Consider the following 24,328-nt stretch of genomic DNA (forward strand, 5'->3'; position numbering starts at 1 on the left):
GAACTGGCGATGACCACACCACGTGATACCCGCGACTACCAGGCCGCCGACGCTGCGCACCACATCCATGCGTTCGTCGATCAGAAAGCCCTCAATGACGAGGGGCCACGGGTGATGGTCCGTGGCGAGCGCCTGCACCTGTGGGACAACGATGGCCGGCGTTACCTCGACGGCATGTCCGGGTTGTGGTGCACCAACCTCGGTTACGGGCGCAAGGACCTGGCCGCCGCGGCAAGCCAGCAGCTGGAACAGCTGCCGTACTACAACATGTTTTTCCACACCACCCACCCGCAGGTGATCGAGCTGTCCGAGCTGCTGTTCAGCCTGCTGCCGGCTCACTACAGCCACGCGATCTACACCAACTCCGGCTCTGAAGCCAACGAGGTGTTGATCCGCACGGTGCGTCGTTACTGGCAGGTGCTCGGCAAGCCCGAGAAGAAAATCATGATCGGCCGCTGGAACGGTTACCACGGTTCGACCCTGGCCGCGACGGCGCTGGGCGGCATGAAGTTCATGCACGAAATGGGCGGCATGATTCCGGACATCGAGCACATCGACGAGCCGTACTTCTTCGCCCACGAAGGCAACCTGACCCCGGCCGAATTCGGTCTGCGCGCGGCTCAGCAACTGGAAGCGAAGATCCTCGAACTGGGGGCTGACAAGGTCGCGGGTTTTATCGCCGAACCGTTCCAGGGCGCCGGCGGCATGATCTTCCCGCCGGAAAGCTACTGGCCGGAAATCCAGCGCATCTGCCGCAAGTACGATGTGCTGCTGTGCGCCGATGAGGTGATCGGTGGCTTCGGTCGCACCGGCGAATGGTTCGCCCACGAGTACTTCGGGTTCGAGCCGGACACCCTGTCCATCGCCAAGGGCCTGACCTCGGGCTACATCCCCATGGGCGGCTTGATCCTGTCGAAGAAAATGGCCTCGGTGCTGGTGGAGCAGGGCGGTGTGTTTGCCCACGGCCTGACCTATTCCGGGCACCCGGTGGCGGCGGCGGTGGCGATTGCCAACCTCAAGGCCTTGCGCGATGAAGGCGTGGTGACGCGGGTCAAGGACGACATCGGCCCGTACCTGCAGCAGTGCCTGCGCGAAGTGTTCGGCAAGCACCCGCTGGTGGGTGACATCCAGGGCACCGGCATGGTTGCGGCGCTGCAACTGGCCGAAGACAAAACCAGCCGCAAGCGTTTTGCCAATGAGAACGACATTGCGTGGCGCTGCCGTACGATCGGTTTTGAAGAGGGCGTGATCATTCGCTCGACCTTAGGCCGGATGATCATGGCACCGGCGTTGATTGCCAGCCGTGAGGAGATTGATGAGCTGATCAGCAAGACCCTGAAAGCGGTGGATCGTACGGCGCAGGAGTACGGCCGGCTCTGACATTTGTAGCGTTCTTGCGGGCCTCTTCGCGGGCAAGCCCGCTCCCACAGGTTATGTGTAATGCCCAAATATTGCGGCTGGCACAAACCCTGTGGGAGCGAGCTTGCTCGCGATAGCTATTGCTCAAACAACACATTTCCCAAGTCTTGCTCCCACCCTGTGCATCCCCGCCCACAGCGCCCTTTCGCGGTGCGCGCTAACGAGTTTTTTCATCGTTCGCATCCACATATTTCCTCATTTTCCTAATCCCGCCCTTGGGCCAACATCGATCTCGCCAGCCCGCCGAATGCTGCCCACCGAAGGGTCCCCGAGAGACCACAGGTTGCAGCCGATTCAGGGCTCGCCGTACTGCCCATGACAAAACTAAATCAACAGCTTTGGGAGTGCTCCATGATCAAGTCCTTGCTTACCCGCGTTGCCCATCCACTGGCGGTCACCGCCATCGCCGCGACGGTCGCCACCAGCGCCCAGGCCGGCACCCTGTCCATCGGTCATACCACCTGGGTCGGCTACGGCACCCTGTACCTGGCCAAGGACCTTGGCTACTTCAAGGAAAACGGTTTGACCGTCGAATTGCCGGTGGTCGAGGAGGCGGCGATGTACATGGCCGCACAAGCCTCCGGCGAGTTGTCCGGCTCGGCGTCGACCATCGACGAGGTGCTCAAGTACCGTCCGCAATTCTGCTTCAAGGCCGTGGCCGCGCTGGACGACAGCCATGGTGGCGACGGCGTGCTGGTGGGCAAGGACGTCAAGAGCCTGCAGGAACTCAAGGGCAAGGCCGTTGCGGTCAACGAAGGTTCGACCTCGCAGTTCTGGTTGTCCTATCTACTGAAAAAACACGGCATGAGCATGAGCGACATCACCGTGCAGAACATGACGGCTGACGACGCCGCCACCGCGTTCATCGCCGGTCGCGTACCGGCTGCCGTGACCTGGGAGCCGCACCTGTCGATGGTTCGCGACAAGAAGCAGGGCAAGGTGCTGATCGACAGCAGCAGCACACCGGGGGTGATCGTCGATGTGGTCGCACTGAACTGCAGCGTGATCGAAAAACAGCCGGAAGACGTCAAGGCCCTGGTGGCCGGTTTGTACAAAGCTGTGCAGTACACCAAGGATCATCCACAGGAAGCCTACAAAATCATGGCCAAGGGTGTCGGCGGTTACCTGGCCGATCCGAAGGAAATGGAAGCGGCCGCACAGGGCGTGCGTTTCTACGATCAGGCCATGAGCGAAAAACTGCTGGGCTCGCCGGGTAAACCGGGTGACAGCGCACCGCTGATCAAGCTGGCCAACGAGACCGCCAGCGAGCTGCAAGGCAAGCCCTACAACGTCAGCAATGACGACCTGATCGACAACCGCTTCGTCACCCCGCTCTAGGAGGCTGCATGTTCAAGCGCAATTCATGGCTGAGCCGCTGCATCACGCCCAAGACCGGATTACCGGTCTCGGTGATCTGGAGCGCGAGCGGCCTGGCCTGGGTGCTGTTGGTCGGCCTGTGGGCCGGGTTGTCCTACGGTGGCGTGGTGCCGGGCATGTTCCTGCCGACGCCGGGCGCGGTGGTCGAGGCCGCCGTGCGGTTAGGCCGCGACGGCACCCTTGGCCAACATGTGTGGGCCAGTGTCGAAGTGGTGATGGTCGGTTTCATCGTGTCGTCCCTGGTGGCGGTGCCCCTGGGCTTGTTGATGGGCAGCTTTCGCATCGTCCAGGCCTTCCTTGAGCCGCTGGTGAATTTCATTCGCTACCTGCCGGTGACCTCGTTCGTACCGCTGTTCATCCTGTGGATCGGCATCGGTCTGGAGCAGCGTGTGTCGGTGATCATTTTCGGCGTGTTCTTCCAGCAACTGGTGATGATCGCGGACGTGTCCAAAGGCATCTCCAAGGACCTGATCAACGCCTCCTACACCCTTGGCTCTAACCGTCGTGACGCGGTGCTGCATGTGATTGCCCCGGCGTCCTTGCCGGGCGTGCTCGACACCCTGCGGGTGACCATGGGCTGGGCCTGGACTTACCTGGTGGTGGCTGAACTGGTGGCCGCATCCAGTGGCCTGGGTTACCTGAGCCTCAAGGCCATGCGTGGCTTCCAGGTGGATGTGATTTTCCTCGCCATCGCGATCATCGGCCTGCTGGGCCTGGTCACCGATCAACTGTTCCGTTTCCTTCGTCTGAGGATCACCGCATGGGCTCAGTAACCGCCGCCCCTCATCGTTTTGTCGCCCCCCAGGCCGCCCCGGTGAACGCGCCACGGCTGAAGGTGGACAAGGTCAGCCTGAGTTACAAGAAACCCGATGGCGGAACCTTTACCGCGTTACAGGAGGTGTCGTTCGAGGTGCCGGACCAGCAATTCGCTGTGCTGGTGGGGCCTTCGGGCTGCGGCAAGTCGAGCCTGCTGTATCTCACCGCCGGCCTGGCCGAACCGACCTCGGGTGAGATTTACGTTGGCGGCCAGCAGGTCGAAGGCCCCGGCGCGGACCGCGGCATGGTGTTCCAGAGCTACACGCTGTTCCCGTGGCTGACGGTGCGCCAGAACGTCGAGTTCGGCCTCAAGCGGCGTGGCATGCCGGCGGCGCAACGCAAGGACATCGTCGACTACTACGTCAATGAAGTGGGCCTGAGCGGCTTTGCCGACAACTACGCCAAGCAGTTGTCCGGCGGGATGATGCAACGTGTCGCCATTGCCCGCGCACTGGCCAATGACCCGCAGATCCTGCTGATGGACGAACCCTTCGGCGCTCTCGACAGCCAGACGCGCCTGCAAATGCAGCAGCTGTTGCTGCGGGTGTGGGGCAACAGCAAAAAGACTGTGTTGTTCGTGACCCACGACATCGACGAGGCGATTCTGTTGGGCGACCGGGTGTATGTGATGGGGGCCAGGCCGGGGCGGATCAAGCAGATTCTGGATGTGCCGATCGAGCGTCCACGCAACCTGGACATGGTCATGGAGCGCTCGTTCATCGAGATGAAGCGCGAGATCTTCGGGCTGCTGCATGATGATCTGGAGGAGGTGCATTAAACCCGATTCCAGCCCGTGCACCATCCCTGTGGGAGCGAGCTTGCTCGCGATTGCGATTTGTCATTCAGCATTGATGTCGACTGACACGACGCCATCGCGAGCAAGCTCGCTCCCACAGGTTTTGTGTCTGGCTGGGGTGAGGTGTCAGGGCGCAACCGGCAGCAGAAACCGCGCAATCACCGGCAGGTGATCGGAGATGCGCAATGTATCGTCCTGCCGCACCATCGCCTCCACCCGTTTGATCCGCGGACTGTAGAACAGGTAGTCGACGGTCCGGTCCGGGCCGTTCAGTCCGGGGTCGTTCGGGTAGTGGGTCAGCCAGCGCTCGCGGTCGATACCACTGGCTTCGTTGTTGGTCGGGATCATCGGGTACTTGTCCCACAGCAGGTGTAACAGGCTGTCGGCGGAGTAGGGCGCGCGTTGTGCATCGGGCAGGCGCTGATACTGGCCCAGCGGCAGCAGGTTGAAATCCCCACCGATCAACCACGGCGTGCCACGGCTTTCGAGTTTATCGAGGGCCCTGGCCACGGCGTTCACCTGGTTTTGCAAGGTGTTGTCGGCTCGATTGGCGCGCTCCAGATGGGTATTGAGCACCGCTATTTGCCCGCCATCACTCAATGGCAAGTAGCTCACCAGCAAGGCGTCTCTGGGTTTGAATTGGCGGCTGACCGGATTGCCCGAGGCGACTGGCAGTTGCAGTCGTTCGGCATGCTCGATCCGGTAACGGCTCAGGGTTGCCAGTTGCCGGCCGACACTGCCGAAGATGTGCGGATTCGGCACGAAGTCGGCCTTCCAGTCGAACGCGCTGGTGCCACACGGATACAAGTCGGCGAGCCGCTCTTGCAGCAGCTTGAACTGGTGCTGGTAATCGCTGGCCTTGGCGCCGTCGTCCAGTTCCTGCAGCAGCACGATGTCCGGTTGTTCGTCACGAATCACCCGCGCCACTTCGTCAAGGCTGAAAGCCATGTCTTCCGCTGTGGGACGTTCGTCGGTGCCCGCGGCCAGGTCATTCCAGAATACGTAGCGCTTGCCGGCCAAGTACTGGACGTTCCAGGTCATCACCTTCAACGCCTGCCCGGGGACCAGGGAGGGGGCCTGGGCACTGCAGCTGACGGGCAACACTTCTTTGGCATCGGGGCGCCAGGTCAGGCTGTAGATCATCGCGGCGATCAGGCCGATCACGATCAGCAGGCCCGGCAGGATGTAGCGCAGTAGACGGGTCATGGCTCGGCTTATTAGCGTTACAGGATTGTTCCCGAGCATACCCGAGAGCGAAGGTCGCGCCCAAGGTCAGAGCGAGCTGTCATTTCTTTCAGGCAACGGGTTGATCAGCATGAACAGTCGGAACAGCACCACGCTGGTAAATAGCTGCAGGAAACTGTGGGCGCTGTCGATCAGCATGGAGACCACCGGGTTCTGAGGTTCGGGGTACGCCGCCAGCGTCACGCCTTTGAGCAGCCACAACGGCCCCATCACACACAGAATGCACAGCAGGATGCGCAAGAAATGCCCTTGGGTCATGCGCAGGCTTTCCTTCATGGCCGCCAGTGGCGCCAGGCCGCGCAACACCAGCAGGTATTCGCCAAACGCCAGGGTCACCATCAGGTAGATACCCGGAAGGAAATACAGCGACAGGCCCAGCAGAATCAGCACGGTATTGAGCGCGGTCAGCAGTGCGAAGCGCGGCCACAGGCTCGCCGCCATCGCCAGCAGGTCGCGGTTGCGCGGCGACTCGCCGCGGCTGCGGGCGTCGAGAAACAGGATCAGCGCAGCGGTGTACAGCGGGTACACCAGCAAGCCGACTATCACGCTGATGCCGGGGAAACTGTCCGGCTCGGTGGAGTGGTCGACCACTTGTTGCAGCAGCGCCTCAAGCATCACCAGCGGCAGGCACAGCTGCACGATCTGGCCCAGATTGCGCTTGAAGAAATACAGCGAGTCACGCAGGACATCTAACGGATTCATCAGTGGGTATCGCAGGTTGGAAGCAGTGGCTCACTTTAACCGATCAAGCGCTCGTAGACGCAAACGTAAACGTTCGGTAAATGTCATTGAAACATCTTGTTTCAGCCTCCATTAAGGTCGGGCACCTTATCCTCATTGGATAAAGGCAACGATTTTCCCGGCAATCTACGAGGTCGCCATGAACAGCGAAGAACAAACCCTGATCGATGGACTGTTTTCCCGGCTGCAGCAGGCCGAAACGGACTCAGCCCCGCGCGACGCCCAGGCCGAGGCGCGGATCAAGGAACACCTGACGCGCCAGCCGGCGGCAGGTTATTTCATGACCCAGGCGATTCTGGTGCAAGAGGCGGCGATCAAGAGCCTCGATGAACAGAACAGGCAACTGACCCAGCAAGTCCAGCAGTTGCAGGCCGAACTGCAACAGGCCAAGGCCCAGGCGACCCCGGCTCCAGCGCCGAGCAGCGGTGGCTTTTTGTCGAGCATCTTTGGCGGCAACTCTCGTGAGCCACAGCCTGCACCCATCCAGAGCTCACCACCCTCGAGCGGTGGCTGGCGCGAGCCGGGACGCTCGTCGTTCGGTTCGCAACCGCAACAGCAGAGCTTCGGTGCGCCACCGCAGAACTTTCCCCAGCAGGGCTATGCACCACAGCAACAGGCTCCGGCAGCGACCGGCAGCAGTTTCCTCGGTGGTGCGCTGAAAACCGCCGCAGGCGTGGCGGGTGGCGTGATGCTGGCACAAGGCATCAGCAGCCTGTTCCATCACAATCAGCAACCGGAAGTCGTCGAAGTCATCAAGGAAGAGCCGGCCCAGGTCAACGACCAGGGCAACAATGGCTGGGGCGATGACCAGCGCATGGCCGGTAACGACTCCTACAGCAACGATCAGGGCGGGTTCAGCGACGCGGACTACAGCGATGACTCGTTATTCGGCGGCGACGACGATTCTTTCGTCTGATACGCCATTCGTCCGGAGCGCAACCGCGCTCCGGGCCGATTATTCGCGGAACAATCCTCAGGGCTGGCATACTGGGCGACTTTTCGGGCCTGGTGCCTGATTCAGCCCTGAGGAAAGCCGGTGAAAAAAATCGCAGTGTTCGCCGATGTCCAGAACCTCTACTACACCGTGCGTCAGGCTTATGGTTGCCACTTCAACTACGCCGCACTGTGGGCTGACATCAGCAAGCAGGGCGAGATCGTCGAAGCCTACGCCTATGCCATCGACCGTGGTGACAGCAAGCAGCAGCAGTTCCAGCAGATCCTGCGCAACCTCGGTTTCACCGTGAAGCTCAAACCCTATATCCAGCGCAGCGATGGCTCAGCCAAGGGCGATTGGGACGTGGGCATCACCCTCGACATCATGGATGCCGCCGATCATGTCGATGAAATCGTCCTGGCCTCCGGCGACGGTGATTTCGACATGCTGCTCGAACGCATTATCAGCAAACACGGCGTACAAGCAGTGGCCTACGGCGTACCGGGCCTGACCGCCAACTCGCTGATACGCGCCGCCAGCCGCTACGTGCCGATCGAAGGCGCGTTGCTGCTCAAGAATTGATTTTTACGGAGTTGAACCAGGTTTGGAACGCATCGCAGTCATCGACTTTGAAACCACCGGGATCTCACCGAGCAGCAGTTGCCGGGCCACGGAAATCGCCGTGGTGATCCTTGAACAGGGGCGCATCGTCGAGCGTTACCAAAGCCTGATGAACGCCGGCGTGCGCGTCCCGGCCTTCATCGAGCAACTCACCGGTATCAGCAACGCCATGCTGCGCACCGCGCCGTCGGCGGAGCAGGTGATGAACGAAGTGAATGAATTCGTCGGCTGCACGCCGTTGCTCGCGCACAACGCCGCGTTCGACCAGAAGTTCTGGGACTTCGAACTGGGGCGAATCAAACGCACCCGCTTGCAGAACTTTGCCTGCTCGCTGCTGCTGGCTCGCCGCCTGATGCCCACCGCGCCGAACCACAAACTCGGCACCCTCACCACGTTCGCCAACCTGCCCCACACCGGCAAGGCCCACCGGGCCATGGCCGACGCCGAGATGGCGGCCAACCTGACCACACATCTGACCGAAGAGCTGCGGCAGAAGCACGGCTTGCGCGAGCTGTCCCATGACTTGCTGTGCAAATTGCAGAAAGTGCCGGCGGCGAAAGTGGGCGAACACCTCAAGCGTTATCGCTGATCCCGAAAACACCGCAAATCCCCTGTAGGAGCGAGCCTGCTCGCGATGAACCCGAGAACAACACGGGGTGTCAGGTTTCCCGCGTTATCATTGGCGACCATCGCGAGCAAGCTCGCTCCCACAGGGACATCATTGCCTCAGGATTTGCCATTCCCTTCAATGTGCCCCAGCGGCACCCGCTTCTCTATCGCGCTCGACAACACAATCGACGTCTTGCTGAACCCGAACGTGGCGATCCGGTTGATCAGCTCTTCCAGCTCCGGCATCGAGCCCACCGCCGCTTGCATGATCACGCAGGGATCGCCGGTCACCCGATGGCATTCGGTCAATTGCGGGATTTTGATCAGGTCGTCGTAGGCTTTCTGGTTGCCGTGCTGGTTCAGGCGCAGTTCGATCACGCACTGGATGGGCAAGCCGAGCTTGGCCATGTCGACCTTCGCCTGATAGCCGGTGATCACGCCGCTGGCTTCAAGCTTGGCCACGCGCTCGGCCACCGCCGGGGCGGACAGGTTGACCTTGCGCGCCAGGTCCGCGTAGGACGCGCGACCGTTTTCCAGCAGGGCGCTGAGCAGCATGCGGTCGTACTTATCCATCGGGGTGACTCCTGAAAATAGCCGACTTTCGAAAACACGGTTTATAGCGCTGAACTCCGTGTTTTGAAAAGTGTACCGGCGCTTTAAACAGGTTTTGTAACTTATTTTCCGGCTCCAGCCTTTCTAGAATAGCCGTTCACTTGTACTTGCCTGTGAGCTGCCTCCATGTCCGGCCTTCGTCGCTTTCCTTTACCCTTGATCGCTGCCTTCTTCGCCTTGTATGTGATTTGGGGCTCGACCTACCTGGTGATCCGCATCGGCGTGGAGTACTGGCCGCCGTTGTTGCTCGCCGGTATCCGTTTCGTCATTGCCGGGACTTTGATGTACGCCTTTCTGCGCTGGCGCGGGGCGCCGGCGCCGACCTGGGCACAGTGGAAGGCTGCCGGGATCATTGGCGTATTGCTGCTGGCGTGCGGTAACGGAGCGGTCAGCGTGGCCGAACACACCGGCGTGGCTTCTGGAGTGGCCGCTTTGGCGGTGGCAACGGTGCCGCTGTTTACCTTGCTCTGTGGCTATTTCTGGGGCGCGCGTAATACCCGTCTCGAATGGGCTGGCGTTGCGCTCGGAATGATCGGCATCGTCATGCTCAACCTCGGCTCCAACCTGCAATCGAGCCCGTTGGGTGCAGCCCTGCTGATTTTTGCGGCGGCCACCTGGGCCTTCGGCTCGGTGTGGAGCAAGCATTTACCGTTGCCTCAAGGGGCGATGGCCAGTGCCGTGGAAATGCTGGTGGGTGGCGTGGTGTTGCTGATCGGCAGTGCGGTCAGCGGTGAGCATCTGGACAAGGTTCCGCCGATTGAAGGCTGGGCTGCGCTGGCGTACCTGACTGTGTTCGGTTCGATCATCGCCTTCAACGCCTACATGTACCTGTTGAAGCACGTGCGTCCGGCCGCTGCCACCAGTTATGCCTACGTCAACCCGGCGGTGGCGGTGTTGCTGGGGATCGTGTTTGTCGGTGAGACCATTGGAGTCGAGGAAGCACTGGCCATGCTGGTGATTATCAGTGCCGTGGTGCTGATTGGCTTGCCGCAGTGGCGTCGTAAGCCGCAGCAGCCGGTGGAGAAGGTCGTGCCGACGGTAGTGCCGACAGAATCCCGCGTGAATTAGGGTAAACTGCGCGCCATTGCACTCTTGTTTCGCACAACCGCGCTGAATTTTCCTACGGTACTCCCATGACTTTCGCCACCCTTGGCCTGATCGAACCCTTGCTGCGCTCCCTCGAGACGCTCGGCTACCAGACTCCGACGCCGGTTCAGGCGCAAGCCATTCCGGCGGTGCTGGCCGGTCGCGACCTGATGGCCGCCGCCCAGACCGGCACCGGCAAGACCGCCGGTTTCGCCCTGCCGCTGTTGCAACTGCTGGCCATGGAAGGGCCGAAAGTCACCGCCAACTCGGTCCGCGCGCTGATCCTGGTACCGACCCGCGAGCTGGCCGAGCAGGTTCACGAAGCCGTGCGCCAGTACGCCGAAAACCTGCCGCTGCGTACTTACGCGGTGTACGGCGGCGTCAGCATCAACCCGCAAATGATGAAGCTGCGCAGCGGTGTCGATCTGTTGGTGGCGACCCCGGGCCGCTTGCTCGACCTGTTCCGCCAGAACGCGCTGAAGTTCAACCAGTTGCAAACCCTGGTGCTGGACGAAGCCGACCGCATGCTCGACCTGGGCTTTTCCGAGGAACTGGCGAACATTTACCGCGCGCTGCCTTCGAAACGTCAGACGTTGCTGTTCTCCGCGACCTTCTCCGATGACATCCGCCTGCTGGCCGGGCAGATGCTCAACGATCCGCTGACTATCGAAGTCAGCCCGCGCAACGTTGCTGCCAATACGGTCAAGCAATGGATCGTGACGGTGGACAAGAAGCGCAAGCCGGAACTGTTCGTGCACCTGATGCGCAAGGGCAAGTGGAAGCAGGTGCTGGTGTTCGCCAAGACCCGCAACGGCGTGGACGCGCTGGTGGAGAAACTTCAGGGCCTGGGCATCAACGCCGACGGCATCCACGGCGACAAACCCCAGGCGACCCGCCAGCGTGCGCTCGACCGCTTCAAGGCGAGTGAAGTGCAGATCCTGGTCGCTACCGACGTGGCAGCCCGTGGCCTGGACATCGAAGACCTGCCGTTGGTGGTCAACTTCGACTTGCCGATCGTCGCTGAGGATTACATCCACCGCATCGGTCGTACCGGTCGCGCGGGTTCGACCGGCGAGGCGATTTCCCTGGTCTGCGCCGATGAAGTGAATCTGCTGTCGGCCATCGAGATGCTGACCCGCCAGACTTTGAAGCGGCAGAACGAGCCGGACTTCGAACCCGAGCACCGCGTGCCGGACACCGATGCCAGTGGCCAGGTCGTCAAAAAGCCGAAAAAACCGAAGAAGCCCAAGGCTTCCGGTGGTGGCGGTGGTAAACGCAATCTGGGTCGGTGGGTTGATAGCGGTGAGGTTGCGCCGGCGGAGCCTTCGATCAAGCCTGTGCGCAAGGTGCCGGTGTTCAATACCGGGCCGCGCAAGCGTAAGCCTTGATTAACTTCGGCGTCTGTTAAGCCGCCATCGCGAGCAAGCTCGCTCCCACAGGGGATTTGTGATCGACACAATTCCAATGTGGGAGCGAGCTTGCTCGCGATGGGCGCGCTGCGGTCTTCAATCTTTGCGCTGTAACCACTCCACCATCCCCAACCCCGCCGCTCGCCCACTGGCGAAACACGCGGTCAGCAGATAGCCGCCGGTCGGCGCCTCCCAATCGAGCATTTCTCCCGCGCAAAACACGCCAGGCAGTTGCTTGAGCATCAAACGCTCATCCATCGCCTCAAACACCACCCCCCCTGCGCTGCTGATCGCCTCGTCCAGTGGACGGGTTTTCACCAGTGTCAGTGGCAAAGCCTTGATCGCGTTGGCCAGCAAGGCCATGTCGGCAAAGCAGTCGGCGCTGGTCAGTTCACGCAATAGCGCCGCTTTGACCCCATCGATGCCCAACTGACTGTGCAGGTGCTTGGCCATGGAGCGCGATCCCCGGGGTTTGCTCAACGCCGCTGCAACTTTATCCACAGGCCGGCCCGGCAACAGGTCCAGATGAATGGTTGCCGAGCCGTGCTGATTGATCGCTTCGCGGATCGGTGCCGACAGGGCGTAGATCAGACTGCCCTCGATCCCGGTGGCGGTAATCACACATTCGCCGAGTCGCGGCACGTCATCGTTAAGGCCGATGGCGATGTTTTTCAGCGGCGCGCCGGCGAATTTGCTGACCATCAATTCGCTCCAGGCCTGCACCTCGAAGCCGCAATTACTGGGTTGCAACGGCGCCAGTCCTACACCGCGTTGCTCCAGTGGCAGCATCCACGCGCCGTCCGAACCCAGGCGCGACCAACTGCCGCCACCGAGGGCGAGCAGGGTGGCATCGGCTTGCACGGTTGTTTCGCCTTCCGGGCTGTCGATACGCAATCCGCCACGCTCGTCCCAGCCGAGCCAGCGGTGGCGGGTGTGGATAACTACGCCACTGTCGCGCAGGCGTTTGAGCCAGGCGCGCAGCAGCGGCGCGGCCTTCATGTCGGTGGGGAATACCCGGCCGGAACTGCCGACGAAGGTCTCGATGCCCAGTTCATGAATCCACTGACACAACGCTTCGGCGCCGAAGCCGCGCAGCAGCGGGGCGATCTGCGGGGCGCGTTCGGCATAGCGTGAGAGAAATGCCGGGTAGGCTTCGGAGTGCGTGATGTTCATGCCGCCGACGCCGGCCAGGAGGAATTTTCGCCCCACTGAAGGCATACCGTCGTACAGGTCGACCTTGATCCCGGCCTGGCTCAACACTTCGGCCGCCATCAGACCGGCGGGGCCGCCGCCGATGATGGCGACGCGGGAAGGGGAGGAGGTCGAAGATCGGGTCATGGAGTGCGCTGCGGTTTTGGCGAATGAAGCCGGGCATTCTACCAGCCCAGACCTCTGTAGGAGCGAGCCTGCTCGCGATGGTCTTGAACGATTACGCGGGAAACCGGATGCCCGGCGGCGACGTTGCGTTTTTCGCTAGCAGGCTCGCTCCTACAGGGATCTTTGGTGAATTCGAGGGTTGGTTAAAAAACAACCACCGCTCTGTAGCCCAAGCCCCGCATGGCCTGTAGTCCCTTTCACTCAGGTTATCCACAGGCAGCTCCACAGGCATTGTGGGTAAAGCATCCACAGCTCAGTGACAACCTGATGACTGCCAGACGCGTTGCGCGCTGTGATGGAGGATGCCGTGACGGCGGGCCAGGGCCTGGCGGTCCTTGCTGTAGCCGCCGCCGATTACCCCGACCACCGGAATGTCACGGCCCAGGCAATGGCGCATCACGCTTTCATCGCGGGCGGCGACGCCTTCGTCTGTCAGCTTCAGATAACCCAGGGCGTCGTCCTTATGCACATCGACCCCGGCGTCATACAGCACCAGATCCGGCTGGTAGAGCGGCAGCAGGTAGTTGAGTGCATCGTCCACCACCTTCAGGTAGTCGGCATCGCCCATGCCTTTGGGCAGTGGAATGTCCCAATCACTTTCGGCCTTGCGTGCGGGAAAGTTCTTCTCGCAGTGCAGGGAAACGGTCACCGCTTCCGGGGTGTTATGAAGTATTCGTGCAGTCCCGTCGCCCTGATGCACGTCGCAATCGAAGATCAGCACGCGGTTCACCCGACCACTTTCCAGCAGGTAATGGCTGATCACCGCCAGGTCATTGAAGATGCAGAACCCGGCCGGGTAATCGTAGTGCGCATGGTGGGTGCCGCCCGCGAGGTGGCAGGCCAGACCATGCTCCAGCGCCTGCTCGGCCGCCAGCAACGAACCGCCCACCGCCCGCACCGTGCGTCGGGCCAGGGCTTCGGTCCAGGGCAGGCCGAGGCGGCGCTGGTCTTCGCGGGATAATTCGCCACTCATGTAGCGCTCGATATACGAAGGGTCATGGGCGAGGGCGAGAATCTCTGCGGGACACAGGTCCGGGCGCAGCAGATCGGCGTCGCGGGTCAGGCCGCTGGCCACCAGGTGATCGCGCAACAGGCGGAACTTGTCCATGGGGAAGCGGTGATCCGCCGGAAACTCTGGACTGTAGTCTTCGTGATAAATCAGCGGCAGTGGCATGGTCATTTCATGTAGGAATGAGAGACGGATCCTACCAGCGTTGTAGACTGGCGACATTGAAATGGAGGGGCGGGGCACGATGGAGCCAATACTGGAACTTGAAAGCGCTCGGCTGCTGTTGCGCCAGTGGCGCGATGAAGATTTACCTGACTTTGCGGCGATGTGTGCCGATCCGCAGGTGATGCGCTATTTCCCGGCAGCCTTGAGTCGGCTGGAGAGCGCCTCATTGATCGGGCGAATCCGTGGTCATTTCGCCGAGCATGGTTTCGGCCTATGGGCTCTGGAACGCAAGGACACCGGCCAATTCATCGGTTTTACCGGGCTCGGTGTGGTCGGTTTCGACGCGCCTTTCACCCCGGCCACGGAAATCGGCTGGCGCCTGGCCCGCGAGCACTGGGGGTTGGGTTACGCCAGTGAAGCGGCGTGGACCGCTCTGCGCTGCGGGTTTGACCGCTTGCTGCTGAGCGAAGTCGTGTCCTTTACCGCTGACAGTAACCTGCCGTCGCAGAAAGTCATGCAGGCGATTGGCATGCATCACGATCCGGCCGATGACTTCGATCATCCCAAGCTCTCCGTCGATCATCCCCTGCATCACCACGTGTTGTACCGCATCAGCCGTGAACAATGGCTGCAAACCTTGCATGGATAACCTGACACGGACGTTTACAATGGACCACATGTTGGCCCGGGCCAGAAACTGAATCGACCGCCGCAGCCAAGACTGCGCGGTATTGCGTTGTGTGAGGAGAGTCTGAATGAGCCAAGTGTTGGAAGATCTGGTCGACCTGCTGACGCTGGAGCCGATCGAAGAAAACCTGTTCCGTGGCCGTAGCCAAGACCTGGGTTTTCGTCAGCTGTTCGGTGGTCAGGTGCTCGGTCAGTCGCTGTCGGCGGCCAGTCAGACGGTTGAAGAGGCGCGCCATGTGCATTCGATGCACGGCTATTTCCTGCGCCCAGGCGATGCCGGGTTGCCGGTGGTGTATCAGGTTGACCGGGTGCGTGACGGTGGCAGTTTCAGCACGCGTCGGGTGACGGCGATCCAGAAGGGCCACCCGATATTCACGTGCAGTGCGTCGTTCCAGTACGACGAAGAAGGCTTTCAGCACCAGACCGAAATGCCGCAAGTGGTCGGTCCGGAAAACCTGCCATCGGAACTGGAGATCACCCAGCAGCGCGCGCACCTGATCCCCGAGAAAATGCGCGAAAAACTGCTGTGCCCGAAGCCGATCGAATTTCGCCCGGTCACCGAGAAAGATCCCTACAACCCGCTGCCCTCCGATCCGGTCAAGTACGTCTGGTTCCGCGCCGACGGGGCGTTGGCCGATTCGCCGGCGCTGCATAAATACCTGCTGGCCTATGCATCGGACTTCGGTCTGCTGGTTACCTCGATGCAGCCCCACGGCAAGTCGGTGTGGCACAAGGACATGCAGGTCGCCAGCCTCGATCACGCGCTGTGGTTCCACCAGGATCTGCGTGCCGATGACTGGTTGCTCTATGCGATGGACAGTCCGTGGGCGGGCAATTCCCGTGGCTTCTCCCGTGGCAGCGTGTTCAACCGCGCCGGGCAACTGGTGGCATCGGTCACCCAGGAAGGCTTGATCCGTCACCGCAAGGATTGGGCATGAGCCTGGCCGACGTGCGTCACTGGGTGTTCGACATGGACGGCACCCTGACGGTGGCCGTGCACGACTTCGCGGCGATTCGCGTGGCGTTGGCGATTCCTGCCGAACACGACATCCTGACCCACCTCGCCGCACTGCCGGCCGATGAAGCCGCAGCCAAACATGCGTGGCTGCTGGAGCACGAGCGGGACCTGGCCCTTGGTTCGCAACCGGCGCCGGGCGCGGTGGAACTGGTGCGCGAACTGGCCGGGCGTGGTTATCGCCTGGGCATTCTCACGCGCAACGCCCGGGAGCTGGCGCATGTCACGCTGGAGGCCATTGGCCTGGCCGACTGCTTTGCGCTGGAGGATGTGTTGGGCCGCGATGATGCTCCGCCCAAGCCGCATCCGGGCGGGTTGCTGAAACTGGCCGAAGCATGGAAGGTGCCGGCGAGCGAGATGGTGATGGTCGGTGATTACCGCTTCGATCTCGATTGTGGGCGGGCGGCGGGAGCGCGGACTGTGTTGGTGAATCTGCCGGATAATCCATGGCCGGAATTGACCGATTGGCATGCGGCGGATTGTGTCGAGTTGCGGCAGATGCTTTCAGCCTGATCAGGTGGTTGCCTGGTAAATCGCCATCGCGAGCAGGCTCGCTCCCACAATGATTCCCTGGTGTTCACAAATCATGTGTTCACATTGATTCCAATGTGGGAGCGAGCCTGCTCGCGATGGCGTCAGATGCGGCACTGCAAAACTTACTGACTGAACAACGCCCTTTGTCCCTCTGGCGAGGTAAACATCCCATCCCCGTTATGCCCGACCCCGGGCACTTCGATCAGTTGCTGGTTCAACCCCTTGGGTGCCAGCCGCTTCAGGTAGTCAAAGTAAAAACGCCCGCGGGCCAATCGAGACGGCCCTTGCGCCTTGGCTTCACAGCTCTTATCCAGCGCCGGATGATTCGGGTCGGTGTCCTGCTGCCCCAGCAGATAAACGACTTCACGCTTGAGGTAACTTTCCTGCAACTGTGCTGCGGTTTGTCCTTCGGCGTAAGCCGGTAAATCCGCCAGCCCGTACTTCCAGCGATGGAAATTCGGGCAACCGGCGTGGCTGAATGCCACGGGCCTGCGCTCATCGAAATAAGCGTAGGAGGACGGATTGGCGATCACGTAGCGCACCTGCACGCCGGCTGCATCGAGGTCGGATTGCGCGTGACCGAGCAACGCATAGCGCTGAACCACCTGCGCGCCGCCGGAGTGCCCGGCGATGACGATTTGCTTCACATCCGGAAACTGCTGACGGTCACCCAAGCGGGCGATGATTTCGTCGAGCGCCGCGTAGGAACTCAGCCGAAAGGGTGCCGTGGATTCGCCGCCGGCCATCCATTCATTGCCTTGCCAGCGCAAAACGGTGTCGGCCACCGGATGGACCGCAACGTCGGTTTCATTGAGGAATTGCGGGGCGATCACCAGGGTCGTTGCGCTTTGCCCCGCCAGTTCGGCCGCGTGCTCACCACTCTGCAGATAGGTTTGCGCATTGCGCAAGCGACCGTGGAGGATGATCAGCACCCGTTCGATTTTTGCCGGGGCGGGGCTGATGCCCACCGCGATTTCACCTGACTTCAACAGCAGGCGCCCTGAGCTGAGTTCCTTGACCCCATGCTCGGCGGCTTGGGACGTTGCGCAAGTAAACAGAACAACCAACAACCACTTCTTCATTTACAGATTTTTCGCCGCAAAGGTATCGCACTGGCCAACCTGGCCTTGGGCGAAACCGGTTTTGAACCAGCGCACCCGTTGCGCCGACGTACCATGGGTGAAGGAGTCCGGGACTACACGGCCCTGACCCTGTTGCTGCAAACGATCGTCGCCGATGGCGTTCGCGGCGTTCAGTGCTTCTTCGATGTCGCCCGGTTCCAGCCAGTTCAGGCGCTTCTGCGCATTGTTGGCCCAGACGCCGGCCAGGCAATCGGCCTGAAGTTCCTGGCGAACCAGCAAACCACCGTCACCTTCCATCTGCCGGCCTTGTTGGCGCGCTGCCTGAATTTTCGTGGACACCCCAAGCAGGGTCTGCACGTGGTGTCCGACTTCGTGAGCGATCACGTAGGCCTGGGCGAAGTCTCCCGCGGCGGAAAAGCGTTGGGACATCTCCTGGAAGAATGCCATGTCCAGGTAGACCTTCTGGTCGCCCGGGCAATAGAAGGGGCCGGTCGCCGAGGTGGCCAGACCGCAGGCCGAATTCACGCGGTTGCTGAACAACACCAGGGTCGGGTCCTTATATTGGCGACCGGCCTGCTGGAATATCGCGCCCCAGGTGTCTTCGGTATCGCCGAGGATCGAGCGCACGAATTCCGCGCTCTCATCATTGGCCGGCGGTGCCTGGCGACTCTGGTTGGTGGCGGGCGCCGATTGCTGCTCCATTTGCCCGGTCAGTTGTCCGAGGATCTGCAGTGGATCCTGGCCGGTGATCCAGCCGATGCCGACAATCAGGAGGATCGCCGTCAGGCTCAAACCCTTGCCACCACCAAAACGCATGCCGCCGCCACCACCGCCGACATCATCGCCACGGGCGTCGACCACGTTGTCGCTGCGTCGGCCTTTTTTCCATAGCATGTGGGAATCCTCTTCTGTTCCGGGTAAAGCTCCGTGCGATGAGTGTTGCTGCCAAGTGGGAGCGGCGCCAGTCCGATCGTCCGTCTTTTTTTCGCGCACAGGTTGATTCCCGGCTACTCGTGAAGAGTTGCCGAAAAGGTTTCAGGCTTGTATTGAACACGGATAACCCATCGAATTCCGTTGGGCGATGGGTTTTTATCGTGAGGGCGATCGCCGGTCTTGCGGATTATTCGTCAAATGCATCCCACACTGGCGCAAAGTCAGGGCTGACCTGGCGCTCGCGTTTGGACAGGCTGGCGATCAAGGCACGGTCTTCATCATCCAGTCGCACATCCAGCGCCGCGAGATTGGCCAGTTGATTGGGCTCGCTGCTGGCCTTGGGGATCGCGGCCACGTTGGGTTGATCGAGCAGCCATTTGAGCGCGACCTGCGTCGGCAGTACGCCGTGTTTCGCGGCGATCCGCCGGATGGCCGGAATGTCGGATACCTTGTTGCGTGCCAGTGGCGTGTAGGCTGTCAGCGCAAGATCCTGTTGACGGGCGTAGTTGAGCAGGGCGTTTTGTCCAAGCAGCACGTGGTACTCGACCTGGATCGCCGACAGCGGCGCCCCCAGTTCTTCGACGACTTTGCGTAGCAGGGGCAGTGGAAAATTCGCCACGCCAATGTTGCGCGCCAGGCCTTGCTCCTTGAACGACACCAGGGTTTCTATGGTGCGCGGCAAATCCCAATCGGTGGTTGGCCAATGGAGCATGAACAGGTCGACGTATTCGCTGCGCAGGGCTTTGAGGCTACGGTCCATGGAGTGACGCATGGCGTCGGGTTGCAGTTGGTCCCACCAGACTTTGGTCGTGACGTGGATCTGCTCGCGGGGTGTCGGACTGTTCGCCAGCGCCTGACCGACCGCGTCTTCGTTGTTGTAGGCCGCTGCCGTGTCGATGTGCCGGTAACCCAGGGCCAGAGCCTGCTCCACTGCTCGGGTGCATTCCTCGCCGAGCATTGGCCAGGTGCCGAGGCCGAGTTTCGGCATGTTCAAACCCTGAGCGTTAATGATGTGCTGCATGGTCGATCTCCTTTTCATAAGCAGTGACACCTGCGATATGGCGCGCGGCGATGTAGCCGAAGGTCAGCGCCGGGCCGAGATTGATGCCGCCAGCGGGGTAGTGACCGCCCATGATGCTGGCCATGTCGCCGCCCGCCGCGTACAGCCCGGCGATGGGTTGCGCCGCGCCATCCAGGACTTGGGCATGTTGGTTGACCTTGAGCCCGGCGAAGGTACCGAAGCAGCCCGGCTGGACTTTCACGGCATAGAAGGGGCCTTGTTCGATCGGTGCGACGCATGGGTTGGGCTGTTGCAGTGCGTCACCCTGCTTGCGGTTGTAGGGTGTGGAACCACGGCCGAATTGCGGGTCCTCGCCGTTGCGCGCGTGGCGGTTGTAGTCCGACACGGTGGTGCGCAAGCCAACCGGGTCGATGCCGCAGGCTGCAGCCAATTCCTCAAGGGTGTTGCCGGCTTTCAGATAGCCGCTGCGGATGAAGGATGACAGCGGCACCGGAAATGGCCGAGAGATGCCCAGGCCATATCGACGCTGAAAGCCATGGGTGCAGATCAGCCACGACGCCACTTCTTCACCCGGTGGGGCGGCGGCGACCATGGCCGTGACGTAGTCGTAGTAGCCGTTGGCTTCATTGACGAAGCGCTGGCCGTTGCTCAGCACCCCGATGATGCCCGGCTTGCCCCGCTCGATGATGTGCGGGAAGTGTCCCGTGCTGCCGTCGCTGTGCGGCACCTGCGAAACCGGTGCCCAGGCGACGGCGGACGCCATGTCGCTATTGACCCGGGCACCGGCACTTTCGCCCAGGCGCAGGCCATCGCCGCAAACGCCGAGGGGCGGCAAGGCCAGATGCTCATGCCCGGTCGGTGTGCGGGGGAACAGTGCCTTGCGGCGGTCGATGTCATTGGCGAAACCACCCGCGGCGAGCACCACGGCCTTGCGTGCATGGATGCGCACCGAGCCTTTGGCGGTGTTGACCACCGCACCTCGTACCTGGTCATTCTCGCGCAGCAATCGACTCACGGGCGCTGATTCCCAGAGCAACACACCGAGGTCATCGGCGGATTTCGCCAGGCGCGCCACCAAGGCCACGCCGTTGACCAGTTGCATCGCCCGGCCATGTACGGCGAGATCGAACAGGTGACGACTGAAACGCCGCGTAACGTGCCAGGCCGCCGACAGTGAACGGGTCAGGTTGAGGAATGCCGTGAGGTCCGCCCCCGCCATGATCGGCATGCCCATGAACGATGTTTCCCGCATGGTTTTGCGCAGACGCTTGAGCAGTGTGCCGACTTTTCGTGCGTCGTACGGGGCGGCGATCACCGAGCGTCCACCGGTGCCTGCCCCCGGCGTGTCGCCATGAATGTCGGCAATGGCGTTGCCGTCGGCGAATTGCAGCGAGGTGTACTGCTCGAAGAACGACACCATCCGCGGGCCGGCTTCCAGGAAAGCGTCGATCATCGCCGGATCAAAGCGCTCGCCCAGTTCGTGTTTCAGGTAAGTGCGCGGCAGTTCAACGTCTTCGACGATGCCTGCGCGTCGGGCCAGCGGGTTGCAAGGCACCCAGGCCCAGCCACCGGACCAGGCCGTGGCACCGCCGAACACCGGGTCCTTTTCTACCACTATGACTTTCAGTCCATGCCATGCGGCGGTCACGGCCGCCGACAGTCCCGCCGCACCGGAACCAACGATCAGCACATCGCAGTCGATGTCGGGAAGAAAGTACGCTTCGGCAGGCATTGTTTGAACTCCGGTGTTTTATTGTTTTGGAATCTTGTTCCAGAAAATATAAGAATCAGGTGAAGCCGAACAAGTCTTGAGGGTGTAAAACGGGCGGTTATCGAACGTTCAGTTCCAGATTTCGCATTCGTTCAGATGTCTTCTAGAATCGAGCAAATTTTGCGTGGAAGCGACCATGGCCGGCAGTCAGATCGAACGTGTTTTCAGTGTGCTCGAAAGCCTCACCAGCGATCCCCGTGGCCTGCCGATGCAGACCCTGGCAGAGCAACTGGATATCCCCAAGAGCGCGACCCATCGCCTGCTGGCCGAGCTGATCCGCCTCGGTTACGTGCGGCAGAATCCGGATAATCTGCGTTATCACCTCTCGACCAAACTGGTGGCGATGGGCTTCCGTTACCTGTCGAGCAGCGGTGCCGACATCGTGCAGCCAGTGCTTGACCGCTTGGCGCAGGAAACCGGCGAACTGGTGCGTCTCGGGGTGATCGACGGTGAGCGTCAGATCTGGATCGCCAAGTCCCAGGGCGCGCGCTCCGGTCTGCGTTACGACCCGGACATGGGCCGCGATGCGCCGTTGTTTTACACAGCCTCTGGGCATGCGTGGCTGGCCTGCATGAGCGATGCCGAAGCCTTGTCGCTGGTGGAGCGGCAGGGCGCAAAAGTGCCGGAACATGTGGGGCCGAACGCGCCGCGCTCGAACATCGAATTGCTCGAACGCCTGCGTCTGGCGCGGGACCAGGGCTACGCCTGGGTCGAGGAGAGCTCGGCGGTCGGCACTTCGGCGATTGCGGCAGTGGTGCGCCATCCCGCCGATGGGCGGGTGATCGGCGTGCTCAGCGTCGCCGGGCCGAGTGCACGGATGCCGGGGGCGCGGCTGCATGAGCTGGCGCCGTTGTTGCTGGCGTACACCGAGGAGTTGAGTGCAGCGAGCCTGGCGTCGGAGTTGTTCAACTAAGGCCTGTGCAAATCGACTACATTCGCGAGCAAGCCCGCTCCCACATTTTGAACAGTGTCCAGCTTGAGAAGCTGTGCGCTGTTCGAACACTTTCAGGATAGGTCTGTGTAAGAATCTGGAACCAGGTTCTAAATTATTGGAGTTCATCGCTCCAATAAAACTCACAAGAGGACCGTATCTTGAATTCGCCACTTCGCATCGCCCTGATCGGTGCTGGCAACATGGGCCAGCAGCACTACCAGCATCTGCAATCCTTGACTGAAGCGACGTTGTGCGCCGTGGCCGATCCGGGACCGCAGGCGGCCAGTCTTGCGGCGCAATGGGGCGTAGCCTGTTTCACCGATCATCGTCAGATGCTGGAGCAGGCGAAACCGGACGCCGTGATAGTTGCCAACCCGAACACGCTGCACGTCAGCACGGCCCTCGATTGCCTCGCGGCCGGCGTGCCGGTATTGCTGGAAAAACCGGTGGGCGTGCACCTGGATGAAGCCAGGGAGCTGGTGACTGCCTCGAAGGCGAGTGGCGTTCCGGTACTGGTCGGACATCATCGTCGCCACAATCCGCTGATCGTCCGCGCCCACGAGCTTGTCCACAGCGGCGCATTGGGTCGGTTGACCACGGTTACGGCGCTCTGGCAGTTGCGCAAGCCCGACAGCTATTTTGAAACACCCTGGCGTCGCGAGGCCGGCGCGGGGATGCTGTTGACCAACCTGATCCACGACCTCGATCTGCTGCGGCATTTGTGCGGTGAAGTGCGCCAGGTTCAGGCCATCACCAGCAACGCCATTCGCGGGTTTGCCAACGAAGATTGCGCGGCGGTACTGCTGCAATTCGACAACGGTGCACTGGGCAGCCTGACCGGCTCCGATGCGGTGGCTGCGCCCTGGAGCTGGGAGCTGGATTCGGGGGAGAACCCGGTGTATCCGCGTCATCCTGATCAACCGTGCTACTTGCTGGCCGGGACAGGTGGGGCGCTGAGCATTCCGCAGCTTAAACGCTGGCACTACAACGATGTCGATGGCGGCTGGCATCAACCGTTGCTGGCAACCCAGGAAAACTTCAGTGCCGATGAAGCCCTGCGTCTGCAGTTGCAGCACTTCGTGCGAGTTGCGCGCCGGGAGGTCGAGCCGCTGGTGAGTGCCGCCGATGCCGCGCGTACGTTGGCGCTGATCGAAGCCATCCGCGAAGCCGCCGAAACCGGGCGTGCCTGCGCGCCATCCTTGATCGAGGGGTGAGCATGAGCGAGCGTATCTTCTCCCTGGCCAGCCTGACCGTGCTGGAGTTATCACCGCCCGACATGGTCGAGGTCGCCGCGCGGGCCGGTTACAGCCATGTCGGCTTGCGTCTGGTACCGGCAACCCCGGAAGAGCACCATTTTGCCTTGGTGGCCGACCACGAACTGCGGCGCCAGACCCTGGCGCGTCTGCGCGATACCGGTATTCGGGTGCTGGACGTCGAAATTCTGCGTCTCAAGCCGGAGACCGTTGTTACCGACTTCGAGAAAATCCTGGCGGTGGGTGCCCAATTGGGTGCCAGTGAATTGCTGGTGGCCGGCAACGACCCTGATGAACAACGGCTGACGGAACATTTTGCCGAACTCTGTGATCTGGCGGCACTCTATGGGCTGCACCCGCATCTGGAGTTCATGCCCTGGACCGATGCGCGCAATCTTCAACAAGCCGCGCGAATCGTGGAAAACGCCGGGCGTGAAAACGGTGGCGTACTGGTGGACGCCTTTCACTTCGACCGCTCTGGATCGCTGTTGGAAGAACTGGTCAAAGTTGCCCCCTCACGGTTACGGTATGCACAGTTGTGTGACGTCGCAGGACCACGGCCGGTGGATATGGCGGAGATCTTGCGTCAGGCGCGTAACGAGCGGCGTTTCCCCGGCGATGGCGATTGTGACCTGCCGGGGTTGTTGCGCGGTTTGCCGGCTGACATTCCATTGAGCCTGGAGATTCCCACCGTGCAGTTGCTGGAGCAGGGCGTGAGTGGGTTGGAGCGGGCACAGATGGCGCTGGATAAAACCCGGGAATTGTTTGCGCGGCTGTAATCGGTGCTGCGCACCTTTCACTGGTAGGAGCGAGCTTGCTCGCGATGGTCGTCAACGATAATGAAGGCTGCCTGGAAAAACATGGCGCCCTCAGGTTCATCGC

General features: G+C 61.5%; 24 protein-coding genes. 15 read left to right on the forward strand and 9 right to left on the reverse strand.

The features are described from left to right. Positions 1-9: 9 nt before the first annotated feature. The 4 genes from AC1RDQ_RS18810 to AC1RDQ_RS18825 all read left to right on the forward strand — a co-directional run bounded on the left by AC1RDQ_RS18810 (position 10) and on the right by AC1RDQ_RS18825 (position 4,390). Complete coding sequence (locus AC1RDQ_RS18810; RefSeq protein WP_492587861.1) at positions 10-1,380, forward strand: aspartate aminotransferase family protein; 1,371 nt, start codon at positions 10-12, stop codon at positions 1,378-1,380. Between the two features lie 390 nt (positions 1,381-1,770). After that, complete coding sequence (locus tag AC1RDQ_RS18815; protein WP_057713182.1) at positions 1,771-2,757, forward strand: ABC transporter substrate-binding protein; 987 nt, start codon at positions 1,771-1,773, stop codon at positions 2,755-2,757. Between the two features lie 8 nt (positions 2,758-2,765). Continuing rightward, positions 2,766-3,569, forward strand: coding sequence for an ABC transporter permease (locus tag AC1RDQ_RS18820; RefSeq protein WP_007990681.1), 804 nt, complete (start codon positions 2,766-2,768; stop codon positions 3,567-3,569). Then, positions 3,557-4,390 carry an ABC transporter ATP-binding protein gene (locus tag AC1RDQ_RS18825; RefSeq protein ID WP_492587863.1) on the forward strand — a complete coding sequence of 278 codons (834 nt, stop codon included), beginning with the start codon at positions 3,557-3,559 and terminating at the stop codon, positions 4,388-4,390. The genes AC1RDQ_RS18820 and AC1RDQ_RS18825 overlap by 13 nt, the downstream gene beginning before the upstream one ends. Before the next feature lie 144 nt (positions 4,391-4,534). Here AC1RDQ_RS18825 and AC1RDQ_RS18830 read toward each other — a convergent pair whose 3' ends face one another. Both AC1RDQ_RS18830 and AC1RDQ_RS18835 read right to left on the reverse strand, forming a co-directional pair. Then, complete coding sequence (locus AC1RDQ_RS18830) at positions 4,535-5,614, reverse strand: endonuclease/exonuclease/phosphatase family protein (RefSeq protein WP_492587864.1); 1,080 nt, start codon at positions 5,612-5,614, stop codon at positions 4,535-4,537. Between the two features lie 66 nt (positions 5,615-5,680). Further along, the gene (locus AC1RDQ_RS18835; RefSeq protein WP_492587865.1) at positions 5,681-6,355 is read right to left on the reverse strand and encodes a YciC family protein; all 675 of its coding nucleotides are present in this window, start codon (positions 6,353-6,355) and stop codon (positions 5,681-5,683) included. A 178-nt stretch (positions 6,356-6,533) separates the two neighbouring features. Between AC1RDQ_RS18835 and AC1RDQ_RS18840 the strand changes: the two genes are divergently transcribed. The 3 genes from AC1RDQ_RS18840 (at position 6,534) to AC1RDQ_RS18850 (ending at position 8,538) form a co-directional block, all read left to right on the forward strand. Further along, on the forward strand, positions 6,534-7,310 hold the full coding sequence (locus AC1RDQ_RS18840) for a DUF2076 domain-containing protein (protein WP_492587866.1): 777 nt from the start codon (positions 6,534-6,536) through the stop codon (positions 7,308-7,310). A gap of 120 nt (positions 7,311-7,430) precedes the next feature. Continuing rightward, entirely contained in the window at positions 7,431-7,910 is a 480-nt protein-coding gene (locus AC1RDQ_RS18845) for a LabA-like NYN domain-containing protein (RefSeq protein ID WP_007990686.1), read from the forward strand. Between the two features lie 22 nt (positions 7,911-7,932). After that, complete coding sequence (locus tag AC1RDQ_RS18850; RefSeq protein WP_057713187.1) at positions 7,933-8,538, forward strand: 3'-5' exonuclease; 606 nt, start codon at positions 7,933-7,935, stop codon at positions 8,536-8,538. Positions 8,539-8,675: 137 nt separating this feature from the next. Here AC1RDQ_RS18850 and AC1RDQ_RS18855 read toward each other — a convergent pair whose 3' ends face one another. Further along, positions 8,676-9,131, reverse strand: coding sequence for an Lrp/AsnC family transcriptional regulator (locus AC1RDQ_RS18855; protein WP_057713188.1), 456 nt, complete (start codon positions 9,129-9,131; stop codon positions 8,676-8,678). 165 nt (positions 9,132-9,296) lie between these two features. Here AC1RDQ_RS18855 and yedA point away from each other — a divergent pair, with 165 nt between their 5' ends. Both yedA and rhlE1 read left to right on the forward strand, forming a co-directional pair. Further along, the gene (gene yedA, locus AC1RDQ_RS18860) at positions 9,297-10,238 is read left to right on the forward strand and encodes a drug/metabolite exporter YedA (protein WP_057713189.1); all 942 of its coding nucleotides are present in this window, start codon (positions 9,297-9,299) and stop codon (positions 10,236-10,238) included. A 65-nt stretch (positions 10,239-10,303) separates the two neighbouring features. Next, the gene (gene rhlE1, locus AC1RDQ_RS18865; RefSeq protein WP_057713190.1) at positions 10,304-11,644 is read left to right on the forward strand and encodes an RNA helicase RhlE1; all 1,341 of its coding nucleotides are present in this window, start codon (positions 10,304-10,306) and stop codon (positions 11,642-11,644) included. A 117-nt stretch (positions 11,645-11,761) separates the two neighbouring features. Here the strand turns inward: rhlE1 and AC1RDQ_RS18870 are convergent, their stop codons facing one another. Both AC1RDQ_RS18870 and AC1RDQ_RS18875 read right to left on the reverse strand, forming a co-directional pair. Beyond that, on the reverse strand, positions 11,762-13,003 hold the full coding sequence (locus tag AC1RDQ_RS18870; RefSeq protein WP_057713191.1) for a TIGR03862 family flavoprotein: 1,242 nt from the start codon (positions 13,001-13,003) through the stop codon (positions 11,762-11,764). 292 nt (positions 13,004-13,295) lie between these two features. Then, positions 13,296-14,216 carry a histone deacetylase family protein gene (locus AC1RDQ_RS18875; RefSeq protein WP_057713193.1) on the reverse strand — a complete coding sequence of 307 codons (921 nt, stop codon included), beginning with the start codon at positions 14,214-14,216 and terminating at the stop codon, positions 13,296-13,298. A 79-nt stretch (positions 14,217-14,295) separates the two neighbouring features. On the opposite strand from AC1RDQ_RS18875, the gene AC1RDQ_RS18880 reads away from it, so the two are divergent. The 3 genes from AC1RDQ_RS18880 (at position 14,296) to AC1RDQ_RS18890 (ending at position 16,431) form a co-directional block, all read left to right on the forward strand. Continuing rightward, on the forward strand, positions 14,296-14,865 hold the full coding sequence (locus AC1RDQ_RS18880) for a GNAT family N-acetyltransferase (protein ID WP_150813523.1): 570 nt from the start codon (positions 14,296-14,298) through the stop codon (positions 14,863-14,865). A 106-nt stretch (positions 14,866-14,971) separates the two neighbouring features. Next, the gene (tesB, locus tag AC1RDQ_RS18885) at positions 14,972-15,841 is read left to right on the forward strand and encodes an acyl-CoA thioesterase II (RefSeq protein ID WP_090451550.1); all 870 of its coding nucleotides are present in this window, start codon (positions 14,972-14,974) and stop codon (positions 15,839-15,841) included. After that, positions 15,838-16,431, forward strand: a complete 594-nt coding sequence (locus tag AC1RDQ_RS18890) for an HAD family hydrolase (RefSeq protein ID WP_008052432.1) — start codon at positions 15,838-15,840, stop codon at positions 16,429-16,431. Before tesB ends, AC1RDQ_RS18890 begins: the two co-directional genes overlap by 4 nt. 143 nt (positions 16,432-16,574) lie before the next feature. Here AC1RDQ_RS18890 and AC1RDQ_RS18895 read toward each other — a convergent pair whose 3' ends face one another. The 4 genes from AC1RDQ_RS18895 to AC1RDQ_RS18910 all read right to left on the reverse strand — a co-directional run bounded on the left by AC1RDQ_RS18895 (position 16,575) and on the right by AC1RDQ_RS18910 (position 21,220). Continuing rightward, positions 16,575-17,534, reverse strand: a complete 960-nt coding sequence (locus tag AC1RDQ_RS18895) for an alpha/beta hydrolase (RefSeq protein WP_218497975.1) — start codon at positions 17,532-17,534, stop codon at positions 16,575-16,577. After that, positions 17,535-18,428, reverse strand: a complete 894-nt coding sequence (ypfJ, locus tag AC1RDQ_RS18900) for a KPN_02809 family neutral zinc metallopeptidase (protein WP_057713197.1) — start codon at positions 18,426-18,428, stop codon at positions 17,535-17,537. It lies immediately after the preceding gene. 226 nt (positions 18,429-18,654) lie between these two features. Beyond that, the gene (locus AC1RDQ_RS18905; RefSeq protein WP_492587867.1) at positions 18,655-19,488 is read right to left on the reverse strand and encodes an aldo/keto reductase; all 834 of its coding nucleotides are present in this window, start codon (positions 19,486-19,488) and stop codon (positions 18,655-18,657) included. Further along, positions 19,472-21,220, reverse strand: coding sequence for an FAD-dependent oxidoreductase (locus AC1RDQ_RS18910; RefSeq protein WP_492587869.1), 1,749 nt, complete (start codon positions 21,218-21,220; stop codon positions 19,472-19,474). The genes AC1RDQ_RS18905 and AC1RDQ_RS18910 overlap by 17 nt, the downstream gene beginning before the upstream one ends. Before the next feature lie 175 nt (positions 21,221-21,395). Here AC1RDQ_RS18910 and AC1RDQ_RS18915 point away from each other — a divergent pair, with 175 nt between their 5' ends. The 3 genes from AC1RDQ_RS18915 (at position 21,396) to AC1RDQ_RS18925 (ending at position 24,225) form a co-directional block, all read left to right on the forward strand. Further along, a complete protein-coding gene (locus AC1RDQ_RS18915; RefSeq protein WP_057713200.1) occupies positions 21,396-22,172 on the forward strand; it encodes an IclR family transcriptional regulator in 777 nt (258 codons plus the stop codon). Between the two features lie 179 nt (positions 22,173-22,351). Further along, the gene (locus tag AC1RDQ_RS18920) at positions 22,352-23,407 is read left to right on the forward strand and encodes a Gfo/Idh/MocA family protein (RefSeq protein ID WP_492587871.1); all 1,056 of its coding nucleotides are present in this window, start codon (positions 22,352-22,354) and stop codon (positions 23,405-23,407) included. 2 nt (positions 23,408-23,409) lie between these two features. Further along, a complete protein-coding gene (locus tag AC1RDQ_RS18925) occupies positions 23,410-24,225 on the forward strand; it encodes a sugar phosphate isomerase/epimerase family protein (protein WP_218497979.1) in 816 nt (271 codons plus the stop codon). The last annotated feature ends 103 nt before the right edge of the window (positions 24,226-24,328 follow it).

This window comes from Pseudomonas sp. GW823-FHT02E01 (assembly GCF_058797535.1).